The sequence below is a fragment of the Acidimangrovimonas sediminis genome (assembly GCF_002871005.1).
GTDB lineage: Bacteria > Pseudomonadota > Alphaproteobacteria > Rhodobacterales > Rhodobacteraceae > Acidimangrovimonas > Acidimangrovimonas sediminis.
The window spans coordinates 169,580-185,716 of the sequence record NZ_PHSN01000014.1 but is presented as its reverse complement, the minus strand read 5'-3'; the positions used below and the strand labels follow the sequence as shown (position 1 = coordinate 185,716).

The window sequence follows — 16,137 nt, the reverse complement described above, 5'->3', positions numbered from 1 at the left end:
AATACCAAATACGGACCCAGAAAGGTTATTCGTCCCAAATCGGGCCTTTATCTTTGGTGCATTGCCAAAGGAGATCTGCAATGCGTGTTTTCGTGACAGGGGCCACAGGCTGGGTCGGATCAGCCGTGGTCGAGGAATTGATCGCTGCCGGGCATGGGGTGACAGGCCTCGCCCGATCGGAGAAGAGCGCCGGGGCGCTGGCGGCGGCGGGGGCCTCCGTCGTGCGTGGCGCGGTGGAGGATCTTGAGGTGCTGCATGCGGCGGCGGTCAGGGCCGATGCGGTGATCCACACGGCCTTCAACCACGACTGGTCGCGCTTCGCCGAGAATTGCGCGGCGGACAAGGCCGCGATCGCGACGCTTGGTGCGGCGCTCGAGGACACCGACAAGCCGCTGATCGTGACCTCGGGCGTGGCGCTGCTGGCGCCGGGGCGTCTGGCGACGGAAGAAGATGCTGCGCCGCCGGTGACCGACAGCTTCCCGCGCGCCTCCGAGGCGGTGGTGGAGGATCTGCGGGCGCGGGGCATCCGGGCCTGCGCGGTCCGGCTTGCGCCCTCCGTGCACGGCGTGGGGGATCATGGCTTCGTGCCGCGCCTGGCGGGGATCGCCCGGGACAAGGGCGTCTCGGCCTACATCGGTGACGGCCAGAACCGCTGGCCCGCGGTGCACCGCCGGGATGCCGCGCGCCTGTTCCTGATGGTGCTTGACCGGCCCGAGGCGGGCCCCTTTCATGCGGTTGCGGAAGAAGGTGTCATGCTGAAGGACATTGCGGGGGTGATCGGGCGCCAGCTCGATCTGCCGGTCAAGGGGGTGGCGGCCGAAGAGGCACAGGCGCAGTTCGGCTGGTTCGCGCCCTTCGTGGGCCTCGATGCGCCGACCAGCAGCGCGCAGACCCGCGAAACCCTGGGCTGGCATCCGACGGAACGCGGGCTGCTCGCCGATCTGGCGGACCCCGCGTACTTGGCCGGCTGATCGCCCGGCCGCGGCACGCGACAGGAGGGCATCATGCGTGTTTTCGTGATCGGTCCGATCGGAAGCGCGCGCCCAGTCCTCCATCGGAGGCACCCGCCACGTTCGGTGATCGGAGCCGACGGGGCGCGCGGGCGAGCCGCGCGTATCCCGTGCGGCGCTCCGGGGACTGCACCGCCTATTTCCGGGCGAAGATCAGGCCGCATTCCCCCATCTGGTCGTCGGCCGAGGCGAGCCAGGCTTTCGCCTCGGCCTCATCGGCAAGGTAGGTGTCGAGAAAGGCAAGGGTCAGGGCGCGGACGGCGGCACCTTGCGCGGGCGCCGGGCTCTGGTTGGGCCGGGCTATGCCGCCAAGGAAGTGATCTGCGCCCTCGAGCACGGCCAGGTACTTGTCGCCCGGCGGGGCAAGGTCGTAGGGCTCCGTCTTCCAGTGCCAGTCCTGCCCCTTGGCGCCGCCATCACGGGTGCCGGTGACGTTGAGCATCGGCCCCTCTATTCCGTCCCAGGACCCGGCGCGCAGGCCCTGCTGGTCGCGGCCCTGCGCGCTGAGCAGGATTGCCGCCGAGAAGCGGCCCTCACGGAATTGCGCGGGTCCTTCGCCGGGCAGGTCGACCTCGGCCCCTGCGAGAAGCTGCGCGGTATAGGCGCCAAAGGAATGCCCGGCGATCGCGCCGCGCAGCGGGGCCGCCTGTGGCCCGCACGTGGCTGCGACGATCGTTTCCAGCCGGTCGAGCACGCCACGGACGATACGGATCCTGTCGACCCAGTAGGGGGCGCTGTGCAGGGCCTCGTAGAGACGCTGGCGCAGGCGCGGGTCTTCCGTCCAGCGTTCGAGATCGGCGCCGGGGGCAAGCGCCGGATCGGCTGCGACGACCGCCTCGACCGAGTCGGCGAAGGTCGGGTGGATGACAAGGTAGCCCCCGCGTGCCCAGCGTTCCGATAGCTTGGCATAGTCGCGCCCGCTTGCGCCAAGGCCGTGGCAGAAGATCGCGTAACCCTTCGGTGCGTCGCCCTCGGGCCAGCGGCAGACGAGCGGGAAGTGCATCCCCTCGGGCAGGTCGGGGACCGTCAGCGCGGTGTTGCTGGCGACAGGTCGCTGCGGCGCGGGATCATAGAGCGGCAGGGTCATGGCAGCGCGGGCTCCTTTCGGTCGGAGGCATGGCCTGCCCCGTTTGCGCCCGGGTCGAGAAGGAAGCAATGCGCGGTGCCGCCCCCCGGCACGGCATAGGCGGGGGGCGCGTCCGACCGGCAGCGCGGCATCACCTGTGCGCAGCGGTTGGAATAGGGACAGCCCGTTTCGGCATGGCGCTGGGTCCCCTGCGGCGCAAGCTGGCGGCGGCGGGCACGGCGCGCGCGTTGCTGCGCCGGGTCCAGATCGGGCACCGCATCGAGCAGCGCGCGGGTATAGGGATGGGCGGGGGCGGTATAGACCCGGTCGGCTGGTCCCTCCTCGACGATATGACCGAGGTACATCACCGCGATCCGGTCCGAGATGTGGTGAACCAGCGCAAGGTCGTGCGCGATCAGCAGGTAGGCGATGCCGAGCGCGTCGCGCCTGTCGTAGAGCAGATTGATGATCTGGTTCTGGGTGGAGACGTCGAGCGCGCTGACCGGCTCGTCCAGCACGACCAGCTTCGGCTCCAGCGCCAGCGCCGAGGCGATCGCGATCCGCTGCCGCTGCCCGCCCGAGAACTGGTGCGGATGGCGGTTCAGGTGCTCTTCGGAAAGCGACACCATTGCCAGCAGGTCTACCGCCCGTGCCCGGCGCTCGGCCCGGGTCATGTTCGTGTGAACCCGCAGGGGCTCGGTCACGATGTCCTCGACCGTCATCGCGGGGTTCAGTGAGGAGAACGGGTCCTGGAACACCGCCTGAATGTCCTTGCGCAGGCCGGAGGGATAGCGCGCCTTCAGCGCCGCGAGGTCGGTACCACGGAACCGCATCGTGCCTGCGGCCGGGGCGATCAGCCCGAGCACGGTATTGGCGATCGAGGACTTCCCCGAGCCGGACTCGCCCACAAGGCCCAGCGTCTCGCCCGGGCGGATCGTCAGCGTCGCGCCCTTCACCGCGTCGAAGGAGGTGGTGCGCAACCCGAGGCCCGCGCGTTTGCGATAGCTGACCCTCAGGTCACGCAGCTCGAGAAGCGGGGCGTCGGTCATGCGGATCTCCTCAGGTCGAGCGTGTCTGCGCGGATGCAGCGCACCCGGTGGCCCCCGTCGCCGAGGGGAATGGCGGCGTCACAGGCCGGGGCCGCGTGCGGACAGCGCGGGGCGAAGCGGCAGCCCTCCGGCCAGGCACCGGGGCGGGGCACCGTTCCGGGGATCGTCGGCAGCGGCGGATTACGGGTCGCGCCATGGGGCGAGGCGGCCAGAAGGCCCGCCGTGTAGGGGTGGCGCGGGGCGGAAAAGAGCGTGTCGACCGGCGCTTCCTCGACGATTTCGCCGGCATACATCACGGCGATGCGGTCGCAGATGTCGGCCGCCACGGCGAGGTCGTGGGTAACGAAGATGATCGCCATGCCGAACTCTTCCTGAAGGTCGCGGAAGAGGTCGAGGATCTCCTGTTGCACCGTCACGTCCAGCGCCGTCGTCGGCTCGTCCGCGATCAGTACGGAGGGATTACAGCTCAGCGCCCGGGCGATGGCAATCCGTTGCGCCATCCCGCCCGACAATTCGTGCGGATAGGCCCGGGCACGTTCCGCCGGGTTCGGGATGCCGACGCGGCCGATCAGTTCGACCGCGCGGGCCATGGCGGCCCGGCGCGACAGGCCTGCGCGGGTGCGCAGGATCTCGGCGATCTGCTCGCCCACGGTGAAGGCGGGGTTGAGGCTGGTGGTCGGGTCCTGGAACACGACGGCGATCTCCTTGCCGCGCACCTCGCGCATCTGGCGTTCGCTCAGGTCCGAGATGTCACGACCGTTGAGTGTGATCCGGCCGCGGGTGATGCGCCCCGTCGTCCCGATCAGCCTGAGGATCGCGAGGCCGGTGATCGTCTTGCCGCTGCCGGATTCGCCGACAAGGCCCAGCGTCTCACCTTTCCGCACGGAGAACCCGAGGTCGCTCAGCACCGGAACCTCATCGCCTGCCCCGGCGGTCACGACGACGTCGAGGCCCGCAACATCGAGCACCGCATCCGGCGCGGGCACCGGGCTGGGCCGCCGTCCCGGCGCGCCGGCTGCGGGCGCCGTCTTCGGCGGGCGTTTCGGGGCCTTGGGTCGTGCGGCGGGCACGGCGATGCCACGACCGATCCGGTCGCGCAGCACGTCGCCGAGCAGGTTGATCGACAGAACGGTCAACACCAGTGCAACCCCGGGCGGGATCGCCAAGAACCAGTCGAGCTGCATGTACGAGGCGGCCGTGTTCAGCATCGTGCCCCAGCTGGCATTGGGCGGCTGCACGCCGATCCCGATGAAGCTCAGCCCCGCTTCGGCCAGCAGCACGGCGCCCACGGTCAGCGTCGCCTGCACGATCAGCGGAGGGGCGACGTTGGGAAAGATATGGCGGATCAGGATCCGCGCGTCGCCGGTGCCGACCACCCGGGCCGAGCGGACATAGACCTCTTCTCGTTCGCTCAGCACGACGCCGCGGGCAAGCCGCAGGAACGAGGTGGAGAACAGGATGCCGAGCGCGATCATCGCGCGGTGCAGGCCGGGGCCGAGGATGGCGATGATGACGATCGCCACCATGATGCCCGGGATCGACATGATCGCCTCGACCAGCCGCATCACCGACCAGTCCCACCAGCCGCCGCGGTAGCCGACGAAAAGGCCCAGCGGCACGCCGAGGAGGATCGCGATCGAGGTGGCCTCGGCCGCCGCGATGATCGCGATGCGGCACCCCACGATCAGCCGGCTGAGCACGTCGCGGCCCAGGTCGTCCGTCCCCAGCCAATGATGCATGGACGGCCCCTGAAGGGCCTCCATCAGGCTTTGTTTGAGCGGGTCGTAGGGGGTGATCCAGTCGGCGAAGACCGCGAAGAAAACAAGGAGCGCCAGCACCCCCAGCGCCGGATAGACGATAAGCCGGGCGGCAGAGGCCCTGCGACGCCGTGCCGGGCGGCGGGCAACGGTCTTCGGGGCGGAAGCGGCGGTCTCGGTCATGACGGGCGGGCCTTGGGATTGAGGAAGCCGTAAAGCAGGTCGGTCGCAAGCTGGACGACGACCACGATGGCCACCATGACCAGCACGATGCCCTGGATCATCGGGATGTCCTGCTGCCGCACGGCGGTGATCGCCAGCGTGCCGAGCCCGTTGATCGCGAAGACCTGCTCGACGATCAGCGCGCCGCCGAGAAGCACGGTGATCTGGAACGACAGCACCGCCACCACGGGCACCAGCGCGTTCTTCAGCGCGTGGCGAAAGATCACCCTGCGCGATGAAAGGCCCTGCGCACGGGCCGCGCGGATGTAATCCTGCTGCAACACGCCAACCATCGCCGATCGCACCTGCCGCGCGATTGCTGCACTCGACGCGAAGCCGAGTGCGATCGCCGGCAGGGCCACGCTGGCAAGCCAGCCGCCGACCGAGGTGGAAATCGGCGTGAAGCCGGTGGCGGGGAACCAGCGCAGCCCCACCGCGAAGATCGCGGCGAGCAGCAGCCCGAACCAGAAGTTCGGGATCGCCTGGCCGAAGGTCGCGCCCAGGGTGGCGATCCGGTCGACCGCGGACCCGGGCCTGAGAGCTGCGGCGATGCCGGCGGCCAGCCCGACGGCGATGGCGATCAGCGCCGCCACCGCCGTGAGCGAGGCGGTGACCGGCAGCCGCTGCATCACCGCGTCCGAAACCTTCACGCTGTTGAAGAACGAGGTTCCCAGATCGCCCCGCGCCGCATGTTCGACCCAATGCGCGTAGCGTTCCACCAGCGGCTGGTCGAGGCCCAGGCGGTGGCGCACCAGCGCGTATTGCTCGGGCGTGCCCTGCTGGCCGACGATCAGGTCGGCCGGATCTCCCGGCAGGAGCGAGGTGAACGAGAAGGTCAGCACCGAGACGAGGAACAGAAGCGGCACCAGCGCCAGCACGCGCTGCACGATCAACCTGAGCATTGCGGCCGCCCTACTTGTCCATCCGGATGCCGCGGAAGAACGGTGTGTCCTCGCCCGGCCGCAGCTTCACCGTCGGATTGTCGGCAACCGCCTGCGTCACCCCGAAGAGCAGCGGCGTCGAGGTGACGTAGATCAGGTAGGATTGATCCTCCAGTGCCTCCATCAGCTTGTGGTAGACCGGCACGCGCACCTTCGGATCGCTGGACTGGACGCCGTCCTGAAGAAGGGTCTCCAGTGCGGCGTCGGGCGTCACGTGGTAGGGGTTGAACGAGGCATCCGGCGCGACGTACCAGCTCCCGAGATAGGAAGGATCGGTCTGGCTGTTCCAGACCAGGTTCGCCGCCGGAAAGTCGGTGGTCATGCTGCGCCGCGCCAGGGTGCCCGGCTCCACCGGCACGATGTTCATGGTGATGTCGATGTCGCGCAGGAAGCCCGCGATCGCCTCCAGCCGCGACTGGAAGATCGGGATCGACGGCATGTCGAAGCTGAAGCCCTTGGCATAGCCTGCCGCCTTCATCAGGGCCTTCGCTTTCTCGAGGTCGAACTTGTAGCGGTTCTCGAGCTTCGGATCATGCACCCAGCTGCCCTTGGGGAAGGGCTGGAACGCCGGCACCGACAGGCCGAAATCGATCGCCCGGCTGTAGGCGGGGCGGTTGATCGCATAGTTCATCGCCTGCCGCACGCGCTTGTCGGCAAAGGCGGGCACCTTTTTGCCGTCGCGGTCCTGGATGATCAGGTGATAGGTGTAGCCGCCCGAATTGCGCAACAGCTTCAGTCCCGGCGTCCGGTCAAGGATCGCGGCCTGCGGATTGGCCAGCCAGATCCCCATGTCGATCTGGCCTGTCTTCAGCGCGTTGAGCCGCGCGGTGTCGTCTGGCAGCTCGAAGATCTCGAGCTTCTTCAGCCCGATCTCCTTGGGCGCCCAGTAATGCGGGTTCGGGGTATAGACCCGCACCACCCCCTCGCGCGACGCCGCCTTGTCGTAGACGTAGGGCCCGGTGCCCACCGGGTTGCGGTCGAGCGCGGGATCCTTGAGCGCCCTGGGGCTGATCATCATCCCCGCTTCGGAGGTCAGGTCGCGCGCAAGTGAGGGGTCGGGCTTCTTGAGCGTGATGCTGACTGTACCGTCGGGATTGGCCGCGGCGCCTGCGACCGGCTTGAGCGCGGCAAGCACGCCCTTCTGGATCCCCCGTTCGATATTGGCCACCACTGCCGCCGCGTCGAAGGGCGTTCCGTCCGAGAAGCTGACGCCCTTGCGCAGCGTGAGGGTGACCTTCAACCCGTCCTGCTTGATGGCGGTGGCGAGGAACGGCCGCACCTCGTCCTTCGGCGAAAGCGTGAACAGGGTCTCGTAGACCGGCCGCAGATACGAGATGCCGCCTCCGGTGTGGACCTGCGGGTCGAGCGTGACAAGCTTGACCTCCTCGGCAAAGCGAAACACCCCCGCTTCGGCGCGCGCGTCCGACGGAGCGACGGTCAGCCCCGCCCCAAGCGCCAGCCCGAGCGCGGCCATGAGCACGCGCGTGTGATACCTCAAAGACAAAGCTGTTCTCCTCCCTCTCCTTGCGCCGTCGGGCGCAGCTTTTGCCGCGATGGCTTTCGCGGCCCTTCCCGGCCCTCCTCCCGGCCCGGGAAACGCCGGTTCAGCCGGCGGTCGATCTCACCCCTGCTGACGGCGGGCGGCGGGCGTCCAGCGGTGCGCCGCCCTCGCCAAGCCGAGGCGCCGGGCCACCTGCGGCCCAGGGCGCACCCGACCAGCGGAAGGCGGGACCCAGCGCAACCGGATCCTCGGCGACCGCGATCCCCGGGGTGCCGGGATAGTCGTGGGCAAGGAACTCGCCCAGGTCGCGCACGCGCGCGGCAGGCACACCAGCGGCGCTCAGGGCGTCCTCCAGTTCGGCAGCCCGCATTTCGGCGAAGGCGCCGATCAGTTCGCCGCGCAGCCTATCGGTCGCCGTATCGGCAAGGAACGCGCCCTTCGGCAGCCCGGCGGGCAGGTAGGGCGGGGCAGAAAGATCGGGTCGGCCGAGCAGGCGGCAAAGCGCCGCGAACTGGCCCATCGTGTTGGCCGCAACCGAGATATGCCCATCCGACGTGGCGAAGGTCTCGGCCCCCGGGCTGCCCACGAAACCCCGGTTGCCGACGCGGCGAGGCGCCCGACCGGTCGCCACCGTGCTGGCGACCTGGCCCGCCATCAGCGACAAGGCGCAATCCGCCATCGAGACATCCAGCGTGATCGGTTCCGCATCGCCGCGCAGGCGCCGCATCAGCGCAGCGAGGATGCCCTCGGCCGCGCTCATCCCGGTCGCGATGTCGATGACGGGAAAACCCACCTTGGTCGGCGCCTCGCCTTCGCTGCCCTGCAGGGCCATCATTCCGGTCGCCGCCTGCACGACGTGGTCGTAGGCCCCGCGCGCGGCGTTCGGCCCCTGCTGGCCCCAGCCCGAGATCGAGCAGTAGACGATGTCCGGCCTGACTGCGCGTATGTCCTCGGGGCCAAGCCCGAACCGGCGCACCACGCCGGGGCGGAAGTTCTCGACGAAGACGTGGCAGTCGGCCGCGAGGCGCAGAAGGGTATCGCGGCCCTCCTCGGTGGCGAGGTCGACCACGATGGATCTTTTGCCGACGTTGAGGGCGCGGAACCCGGGCGGCACGCCTTCGGCTTCCGGTTGCAGGTCGAGCGCGCGCATCGGGTCGCCGCCGCCCGGGCGTTCGACCTTGATGACCTCGGCGCCAAGGCACCTCAGATGGTGGGTTGCGCAGGGCCCCGCCAGCACATGCGTCAGATCCAGCACTCTGTATCCTTCGAGCGGCAGCATCGTCTCCTCCTCAATCCCGACAGAGCGTTCCGGCCTGTTGCGATTGACCATAGGCGGGGTCTTGCTGTTACCGTTAGTTATGTTTCCTAATCGCAGCCTTCACGTTTCCTGAAGGCTCGACTGGGGCCACCGGGAGCCCCATACCGGCCACCAGTCGGCCACCCTGCTGGCCGAGGCGGGGCGGCCGGGCAGGTGCCCGGTCCAGCGTCAGGCCGCGCGGTGGAGCCGATCATCCGACCTCTCGGCGTCTTCCCCTTCCTTGCTTCCCGTGGACCGCGGCAGCGCCTCGTCAGCATGGCCCCCGCTCCCCGGACACGCCGGGCCCCTGAAACATAGGGAAATCAGCAACCTTCATGTCTTCCAATGCTTGCTTGCAGGCACCCTTACGGCTGTGCCGTCAGGCGCAGCCAATCGTCCTCGCTCCGCGCAAGCTCTTCGTGGAACCGCTCGAAGAACAGCTGTGCGGGGCGGGACAGCGGCTGGCGCAGCGTGTGAACCATGGCAAGGTCCAGGCTCATCGACGGGGCGACGATGGGATTGACCGTGATCAGGCGGTTGTCGATCTCTTTCAGCCCGACCCAGAAGGGCAGGATCGTGGACCAGTCGGTCTGGGCGATGAATTCCAGAACCGCCGTCAGTTCCGCGATCGTCAGGGTCCTCTCCACCGCGATCTCCCCCGCCGCGATCGCGCTTTCGATCTGCGGGCGCAGGCTGCGCACCGCGCTTGGCAGCGACAGCTTCAGCGGCGCGACCTGGCCGAGCCGAAGGGGGCGCATCGGGGTCATCCCGAGGCGCCGGCCCGAGATCAGCGCGACCGGAAAGCGGCCGAGAGGCATGACCTTGAGGCCGATCTGCGAACCGGCGAACTGGCCGACATAGAAATCCAGCTCTCCCGCCGCGAGCTGCTCAAGCAGGCTGTCGGCGCTTCCGGTTCCGATGTTGATGTCGACACGGGGAAACTCCCGTGTGAAACGGGCCAGAACCTGCGGAAGCACCGATTTCGCAAGCCCCGGCACGAAGCCCGCCGAGACCGAGCCGCTCTGTCCGGAATGGAAGTCGTCGAGCTCGATTTCCGCCTCGGCGACGGAGCGGAGGATGACCAGGCACCTGTCGTAGAACATCCGCCCCGCCGCATTGGGCACGACGCCGCGCCGCGTGCGTTCGAACAGCCGGGTCTTCAGCCGGTCCTCCAGCGCGCTCATCTGCTGGCTCACCCCGGACGCGGTGCAATGCAGGCGCTCAGCGGCCGCGCTGAAAGAGCCCTCCTCGCAGGCCCCCACGAAATACCGGATCTGCTTCAGGTCCATTGCGCGGCCCTCCCATGCCCGCCTCAGCCTACATCACCGCGCAACCTTGACCAGATCGCGCGGTGCTTGCAAGCGAAGGCTGTTGTTTTGGCGATTCGTACCGATCAGGGGCGGCGAGCGATCGCATCGAAATGCGCCCGCGCATGGGCCATGAGTCCGATCTCGCGCCCCGCTGCGATGGCGCGGATCAGCTTGCCGACGAAAAGTGCCTCCATGAAAAGCGGGGCGCGGGCGGGGGGCTGCGATCCGCGCGCGCGCCGCAAGGTCGCGGCCCAGGCGCGCTGCTGATCCGCGAGGGCGCCGGTGACGGCGGGGCGAAGCGCCGGGTTCTCGGCGGCGCGCACCCAGAGGGCATAGAAGGCGAGGTTCTCCTCATGGTGCAGCATCGCCTCGCCGAAGAAGACGGCGCTGGTCAGATCGCCAAGATGGGCGAGGTCCCCCTCGGACAGGTCGAAGGCACGGAGCGCGGTGCGATAACGCGCCTTCGCGCGCCGGAACAGCGCGGCCTGCGCCGTCTCGAGCAGCGCGTCCCGCGACGCGAAGTGATAGGCGGGCGCGCTGCGCGAGAGGTGCGCGGCCTCGGCGACCGCCCGGTAGCTGACGCCTTGCGGCCCCTCGCGCACCAGCAGGGAAATGGTCGCCTCGACGATCTGGCCAGGGGTGGCATCCGGGCCGGGCGCATCGCCTGACACCCGGGCCGATGGCTGCGCCGCAAGCGACAGCGCATCACATTCACCCTTGAAAAGGCGAGATAAATCATCCCTGCTCGCGCGTAGAGGATGCAGCAGGACCTGAAGCCCGACAGTCAGATCCACGGCCATGGCCGCGCTCATCCCGTTCGGTGAGAGGGGCAGCGCGCGGCCGATGGTCTCCCAGACCTCGTCGATCCTCGTGTACCAGGTCCGGGCCTCGTGACGGCCCTCGGCGCTGCGCCCGCCCTGCAACATCAGTTCGCACCAGACCAGCGCGCGGTCCCGCCCGGTGGTCAGGGCGTTGCGCGCCACCTTCAGCGCCAGATCTTCAAGCGAGCGAACCCCCGGCGCCGCACCCGACTGCAAGCGCGCCTCCAGCGCATGGAAATTGCCGAGGTAATCTTCGCGGAGGCGTTCGGAAAGTGCGGCGACAAGGTCTTCCTTGGTGGCGAAGTGCCGGGTCGTGGCCGCAAGGCTGACGCCGCCCGCCTCGGCCACCGCCCTGTGCGTCACCCCGGCAAGCCCTTCGTGCGCAATCACCGCGAGCGCGCCGTCCAGGATCTTCAGGCGTGTCCTCTTCGCGCGCTCCTGCATTGGCCCTTGCCTCGTTGCTTCGGCGCATGCGGTGCGCCAATCCCGGTGCCTGTTCTCTTATCTTGCGGGCGGCCAATTGGAAACTTTTCCTCGTCTTCGCGTCAATTTTGTGTTTTGTACCGATTCAAGATCGTAATCGGACGAGGGATCCGGAATGGATATACAGAGCAGGATTGCCACGCCGATCGGCAGCGTGGCAGGCCCGTCGCGGTGGTTTCCGGTCGATCAGGGGCGGATCGACGCCTTCGCCGATCTCACCGAGGACCGACAATTCATTCATGTCGATTCCGACCGGGCGCGGCAGACGCCGTTCGGGGGTACCATCGCGCACGGCTTCCTGACGCTTTCGCTGCTGTCGGCGATGCTGGCGGATTGCCGGCTCGTCTTCGACGGCGAGACGCGGGTCGTGAACTATGGCTTCAACCGGGTCCGCTTCGTCGCGCCGGTGCCGTCCGGCGCGCGGGTCCGGGCCATCTTTGCGCTGGCCGGGGTGATCCCGCAGGGGCCGGGCGCCGTCGATACCGTCCACGAGGTGACGGTGGAGATCGAGGGATCGGAGAAACCCGCGCTGGTCGCCGAATGGATCACGCGCGGCTATTTCGGAGAGAACTGATGAACACGATACGTTTCGACGGACGCACGGCCATCGTGACCGGCGCCGGCGCCGGGCTGGGGCGGAGCCACGCGCTGGGGCTGGCCGCCCGCGGTGCGAACGTCGTGGTCAATGACCTCGGCGTCTCGACCCAGGGGGGGCGTGAAACCTCGGACGCGGCCCGGGCAGTGGTGGCCGAGATCGAGGCCGCGGGCGGGCGGGCCATCGCGAATGGCGCCAATGTTGCCGACGCGGCCGAGGTCGAGGCGATGGTGGCCGAGGCGATGGACACCTTCGGCTCGGTCGATGTCCTCGTGAACAACGCGGGCATCCTGCGCGACAAGACCTTCGCCAAGATGACGCCCGAGGATTTCCGCGCCGTGGTCGAGGTGCATCTGTTCGGCAGCGTCAACTGCACCCGCGCGGTCTGGCCCTACATGGTGGCCGCAGGCTACGGGCGGATCGCGATGACGACCTCCGCCTCGGGGATGTACGGCAATTTCGGGCAGTCGAACTATGGCGCCGCCAAGGCCGGGGTCTTCGGTCTGATGAACGTCCTGGCGAAGGAGGGGGCGCGGGCCGACATCCGGGTGAACACGCTTGCCCCCACCGCCGCCACGCGGATGACCGAAGGCCTGCTGGCCGAGGAGGTCACGTCGCTGCTGGGGCCCGAGACGATCACGCCGGGCCTCCTGGCGCTGGTGGCTGAGGATGCCCCCACCGGCATGGTGCTGGGCGCCGGCGCCGGCTGCTTTGCCGAGATCAAGGTGTACGAGACGGAGGGCGTCGCCCTTGACGATGCCGAGCTGACCCCCGAAGCGGTTTTTGCCGCGATGGACCGGATCCGCGACCCGCGGGGGCAGCACGTCATCGCCGATGCCTTCTCGCAGACGCGGCGCTATGTTGCCATGGCGGCTGCGGCGCGCAACCTGGCCGTTACCTGGAAAGAGTGAGGAGCCCGACATGCGCAGTGCCGTCATCGTCTCGACCGCCCGGACCCCGATTGCCAAGGCTTATCGCGGGGCCTTCAACGCCACCCCGCCGCAGGAGCTCATCGGTCACGCCGTGTGCCAGGCGGTCGCCCGCGCCGGTCTGGAGGGCGCGGAGGTCGAAGATTGCATCGTCGGCGCGGCGATGCAGCAGGGGTTCACCGATTACAACATCGGCCGGCAGGCGGCGATCCGCGCCGGGCTGCCGGTCAGCGTCGCCGGGATGTCGGTCGACCGGCAATGCGCCTCGGGGATGATGGCGATTGCCATCGCCGCGAAGCAGGTGATCGCCGACGGCATGGATGTGGTGGTCGGCGGCGGGGTGGAAAGCATCAGCTTTGTCCAGACACCCGAACACCGCCGCGACCGCGACCCTTGGATCGTCGCGCACAAGCCCGCGCTCTACATGTCGATGCTGGAGACGGCCGAGAACGTGGCCGAGCGTTATAATGTCTCGCGCGAGGATCAGGATGCCTACGCCGCGCGATCGCAACGGCTGACCGCCGCGGCGCAGGAGGCCGGGCGCTTCGATGATGAGATCGTGCGGCTTGAGACGGTGAAGAAACTCGTTGACCGTGCCACGGGGGCGGTCAGCGACGAGACGGTGACGCTGATGCGGGATGAGGGCAACAGGCCCGGCACCACCGCTGCGGATCTTGCCGCGCTGAAGCCGGTTTTCGCCAACGGGCAGGTGCTGGCCGAGGGGCGGTTCATCACCGCAGGCAATGCCAGTCAGCTGTCGGACGGGGCCTCGGCTTCGGTCGTGATGGAAGAGGCGGAGGCCGCGCGCCGGGGGCTTGCGCCGCTGGGGCGTTACCTCGGCATCGCCGTCGCGGGATGCGAGCCCGACGAGATGGGGATCGGCCCGGTGCCTGCCGTGCCGAAGCTGCTGAAGGCGCACGGGCTGAACGTCGATGATATCGGTCTGTGGGAGCTCAACGAGGCCTTCGCCTCGCAGGTGCTGGCGTCCCAGCGCGCGCTGGGGATCCCGGAGGAGCGCCTGAACGTGAACGGCGGGGCGATTTCCATCGGGCATCCCTATGGCATGTCGGGCGCGCGCATGGTTGGCCATGCGCTGATCGAGGGGCGGCGGCGCGGCGTCAAATACGTTGTCTGCACCATGTGCGTGGGTGGCGGCATGGGCGCCGCCGGGCTGTTCGAGGTGCTCTGAGCTGCACACCGGGCGGGGGATGCCCCGCCCGGGGGCGCCTCAGCCGAACCACGCGGGAAGGGCAAGGATGATCTGCGGCCAGATCGACAGTGCCAGGACGACGAACAGGTCCATCACCAGGAACCACAGCACCCCGCGAAAGATCGCGCCGGTCTTCACCAGGTCGCCGACGACGCCCTTGATGACGAAGACGTTCATCCCGATCGGTGGTGTGATCATCCCGATCTCCAGAAGCTTGCACAGCACGACGCCGAACCACAGAAGGCTCCACCCCGCCTGATCGACCACCGGCAGGATGATCGGCAGCGTCAGAAGCATGCAGCCGATCGGTTCGAGGAACATCCCGAGGATCAGGTAGACGATGACGATGCCCAGCATCAGGACCGCCGGGCTTGCCCTGAGCGCAAGGATCGTCTCGGACAGGTAGTCGCCCGCGCCCGAAAGCACGAGGAAGCGGGTCAGCAGGCTTGCCCCCACGGCGATCACGATCAGCGTGGCGGTCGCAGTCAGCGTCTCGCGCGCGGCAAGTGTGAGGCGCGCCAGCGTCAGGTCGCCCCGGACCAGCGCGATGAGACAGGCAAGGAAGGCGCCCACGGCCCCGGCCTCGGTCGGTGTGAAGATGCCGCCGAAAAGCCCGCCGAAGATGCCGATCATCACCAGCAGGATCGGCCAGGTGTCCTTCAGCGCGCGCAGCCGGTCGGAGAAGGACAGCCGCTCGTCGCGCACGGGCGCGAGCGACGGGTTCAGCCGGGTTCGGATCAGCACGACCAGGACATAGCCGATCGCGGTGATGATCCCGGCCGAGATGCCACCCAGGAACAGCTTGGCGACCGATTGCTGGGCGATCACGCCGTAAAGGATCAGGATGATCGAGGGCGGTATCATCGCGCCGATGGTTCCGGCCACGGCGACGGTGCCAGTTGCCAGCTCCGGGTGGTACTTGTGCTTGATCATCTCGGGGATCGCGATCCGCCCCATCGCCGCCGAGCAGGCAAGCGACGAGCCCGAGACCGCGGCAAAGCCCGCCGAGCCGAAGACCGAGGCAATCGCCAGCCCCCCGGGCAGGGATGCGGTCCAGACCCGGGCGGCGTGAAACAGGCCCTTGGTCAGCTCGGTGTGAAAGCTGACGAAGCCGAGGAAAAGGAACATCGGGATCGAGCTGAGCACCCAGCTTGCCGTGAATTCATAGGGAATGACGCCGAGCGATCCCCAGGCGACGCCCCAGCCGCGCATCAGCCAGAGCCCGACAAAGGACACGCCGATCAGCGCGACCGCGATCGGGAAACGCAGCATGATCAGCACGAAGAGCACTCCAAGCCCCGAAAGGCCGATGGCGACATCACTCATTCATTTGCTCCAGGGGATCGTCGTGTTTCACCGCGCCGGGATCGGCCCGGCCGATCAGCGCCAGCACAAGGCGGTAGGCGCAGAACAGCGCGAAGACGGCCGAGCCGATGGCCACGGGCCAGTAGCTTTGCCAGATCGGGATGGCGGAGGTGCCCTCGTCCACCGAGGCGCGGATCAGCGTCTTGGTCCAGGCGACCTGGCCGGTGCGGATCGCCACCGCGGCAAAGACGGCGGCCGTGAGCAGCCAAGACAGCGGGGCCAGCAGACGCCGGAGACCGGAGGGCAGCAGGTCATAGACGATCTCGACGCTGATATGCGCGTCCTGCCGCTCGGCCACGGCCAGCGAGAGGAAGACGATGATGACCATGTAATAGCGCGAGACGATGTTCAGCGTCCCGGGCAGCGGGCGGTTGAACGCATAGCGCATCACGACGTCGGCGGTGACGTGCAGCATCATCAGCACGACGCAAAGCGTCCCTATCAGCGACAGGAGCCGCAGCACCGCGTCGACGGTTTTGCTTATGAACGACATGGGGATCCCTGTCCGGGGTACGAGGGGTACGAGGGCAAAGGCGGGCAAAGGGGGCCCGCGCCGCCCGGCAGGACGGCGGCAGGCCCCG

14 protein-coding genes are annotated in these 16,137 nt (G+C 68.4%); 4 read left to right on the top strand and 10 right to left on the bottom strand.

Going from position 1 to position 16,137, the window contains the following annotated elements:
* Positions 1-80: 80 nt before the first annotated feature.
* Entirely contained in the window at positions 81-971 is an 891-nt protein-coding gene (locus tag CVV76_RS14450) for an SDR family oxidoreductase (RefSeq protein ID WP_102225367.1), read from the top strand.
* 175 nt (positions 972-1,146) lie between these two features.
* Here the strand turns inward: CVV76_RS14450 and CVV76_RS14445 are convergent, their stop codons facing one another.
* The 8 genes from CVV76_RS14445 to CVV76_RS14410 form a co-directional block, all read right to left on the bottom strand.
* Entirely contained in the window at positions 1,147-2,097 is a 951-nt protein-coding gene (locus tag CVV76_RS14445) for an alpha/beta hydrolase family protein (protein WP_102225366.1), read from the bottom strand.
* Positions 2,094-3,125, bottom strand: coding sequence for an ABC transporter ATP-binding protein (locus tag CVV76_RS14440; protein ID WP_102225365.1), 1,032 nt, complete (start codon positions 3,123-3,125; stop codon positions 2,094-2,096). The genes CVV76_RS14445 and CVV76_RS14440 overlap by 4 nt, the downstream gene beginning before the upstream one ends.
* On the bottom strand, positions 3,122-5,065 hold the full coding sequence (locus tag CVV76_RS14435; RefSeq protein ID WP_102225364.1) for a dipeptide/oligopeptide/nickel ABC transporter permease/ATP-binding protein: 1,944 nt from the start codon (positions 5,063-5,065) through the stop codon (positions 3,122-3,124). The genes CVV76_RS14440 and CVV76_RS14435 overlap by 4 nt, the downstream gene beginning before the upstream one ends.
* Positions 5,062-6,006, bottom strand: coding sequence for an ABC transporter permease (locus CVV76_RS14430; protein WP_102225363.1), 945 nt, complete (start codon positions 6,004-6,006; stop codon positions 5,062-5,064). Before CVV76_RS14430 ends, CVV76_RS14435 begins: the two co-directional genes overlap by 4 nt.
* Before the next feature lie 10 nt (positions 6,007-6,016).
* Positions 6,017-7,543, bottom strand: coding sequence for an ABC transporter substrate-binding protein (locus CVV76_RS14425; RefSeq protein ID WP_146010298.1), 1,527 nt, complete (start codon positions 7,541-7,543; stop codon positions 6,017-6,019).
* 106 nt (positions 7,544-7,649) lie between these two features.
* Positions 7,650-8,825, bottom strand: a complete 1,176-nt coding sequence (locus CVV76_RS14420; RefSeq protein ID WP_158243159.1) for a CaiB/BaiF CoA transferase family protein — start codon at positions 8,823-8,825, stop codon at positions 7,650-7,652.
* Positions 8,826-9,208: 383 nt separating this feature from the next.
* The gene (locus tag CVV76_RS14415; protein ID WP_102225360.1) at positions 9,209-10,132 is read right to left on the bottom strand and encodes a LysR family transcriptional regulator; all 924 of its coding nucleotides are present in this window, start codon (positions 10,130-10,132) and stop codon (positions 9,209-9,211) included.
* Positions 10,133-10,236: 104 nt separating this feature from the next.
* The gene (locus tag CVV76_RS14410; RefSeq protein WP_102225359.1) at positions 10,237-11,418 is read right to left on the bottom strand and encodes a TetR/AcrR family transcriptional regulator; all 1,182 of its coding nucleotides are present in this window, start codon (positions 11,416-11,418) and stop codon (positions 10,237-10,239) included.
* A 154-nt stretch (positions 11,419-11,572) separates the two neighbouring features.
* Between CVV76_RS14410 and CVV76_RS14405 the strand changes: the two genes are divergently transcribed.
* Genes CVV76_RS14405 through CVV76_RS14395 form a run of 3 tightly spaced genes read left to right on the top strand, consistent with a single transcriptional unit; the run spans position 11,573 to position 14,170 of the window.
* Complete coding sequence (locus tag CVV76_RS14405; RefSeq protein WP_102225358.1) at positions 11,573-12,031, top strand: MaoC family dehydratase; 459 nt, start codon at positions 11,573-11,575, stop codon at positions 12,029-12,031.
* Positions 12,031-12,963 carry an SDR family NAD(P)-dependent oxidoreductase gene (locus CVV76_RS14400; RefSeq protein WP_102225357.1) on the top strand — a complete coding sequence of 311 codons (933 nt, stop codon included), beginning with the start codon at positions 12,031-12,033 and terminating at the stop codon, positions 12,961-12,963. Before CVV76_RS14405 ends, CVV76_RS14400 begins: the two co-directional genes overlap by 1 nt.
* 10 nt (positions 12,964-12,973) lie before the next feature.
* Entirely contained in the window at positions 12,974-14,170 is a 1,197-nt protein-coding gene (locus CVV76_RS14395) for an acetyl-CoA C-acyltransferase (protein WP_102225356.1), read from the top strand.
* A gap of 39 nt (positions 14,171-14,209) precedes the next feature.
* Here CVV76_RS14395 and CVV76_RS14390 read toward each other — a convergent pair whose 3' ends face one another.
* Both CVV76_RS14390 and CVV76_RS14385 read right to left on the bottom strand, forming a co-directional pair.
* A complete protein-coding gene (locus CVV76_RS14390; protein ID WP_102225355.1) occupies positions 14,210-15,517 on the bottom strand; it encodes a TRAP transporter large permease in 1,308 nt (435 codons plus the stop codon).
* Positions 15,510-16,049: a TRAP transporter small permease gene (locus CVV76_RS14385; protein ID WP_102225354.1), complete on the bottom strand. Its 540-nt coding sequence runs from the start codon at positions 16,047-16,049 to the stop codon at positions 15,510-15,512. The genes CVV76_RS14390 and CVV76_RS14385 overlap by 8 nt, the downstream gene beginning before the upstream one ends.
* Positions 16,050-16,137 lie beyond the last annotated feature (88 nt).

Bases quoted from the DNA above. Each gene is read 5' to 3' on its own strand.
- CVV76_RS14430 (WP_102225363.1), bottom strand. From the start codon at position 6,006: ATGCTCAGGTTGATCGTGCAGCGCGTGCTGGCGCTGGTGCCGCTTCTG.
- CVV76_RS14385 (WP_102225354.1), bottom strand. From the start codon at position 16,049: ATGTCGTTCATAAGCAAAACCGTCGACGCGGTGCTGCGGCTCCTGTCG.
- CVV76_RS14415 (WP_102225360.1), bottom strand. From the start codon at position 10,132: ATGGACCTGAAGCAGATCCGGTATTTCGTGGGGGCCTGCGAGGAGGGC.
- CVV76_RS14390 (WP_102225355.1), bottom strand. From the start codon at position 15,517: ATGAGTGATGTCGCCATCGGCCTTTCGGGGCTTGGAGTGCTCTTCGTG.
- CVV76_RS14410 (WP_102225359.1), bottom strand. From the start codon at position 11,418: ATGCAGGAGCGCGCGAAGAGGACACGCCTGAAGATCCTGGACGGCGCG.
- CVV76_RS14405 (WP_102225358.1), top strand. From the start codon at position 11,573: ATGGATATACAGAGCAGGATTGCCACGCCGATCGGCAGCGTGGCAGGC.
- CVV76_RS14450 (WP_102225367.1), top strand. From the start codon at position 81: ATGCGTGTTTTCGTGACAGGGGCCACAGGCTGGGTCGGATCAGCCGTG.
- CVV76_RS14445 (WP_102225366.1), bottom strand. From the start codon at position 2,097: ATGACCCTGCCGCTCTATGATCCCGCGCCGCAGCGACCTGTCGCCAGC.
- CVV76_RS14420 (WP_158243159.1), bottom strand. From the start codon at position 8,825: ATGCTGCCGCTCGAAGGATACAGAGTGCTGGATCTGACGCATGTGCTG.
- CVV76_RS14400 (WP_102225357.1), top strand. From the start codon at position 12,031: ATGAACACGATACGTTTCGACGGACGCACGGCCATCGTGACCGGCGCC.
- CVV76_RS14435 (WP_102225364.1), bottom strand. From the start codon at position 5,065: ATGACCGAGACCGCCGCTTCCGCCCCGAAGACCGTTGCCCGCCGCCCG.
- CVV76_RS14440 (WP_102225365.1), bottom strand. From the start codon at position 3,125: ATGACCGACGCCCCGCTTCTCGAGCTGCGTGACCTGAGGGTCAGCTAT.
- CVV76_RS14395 (WP_102225356.1), top strand. From the start codon at position 12,974: ATGCGCAGTGCCGTCATCGTCTCGACCGCCCGGACCCCGATTGCCAAG.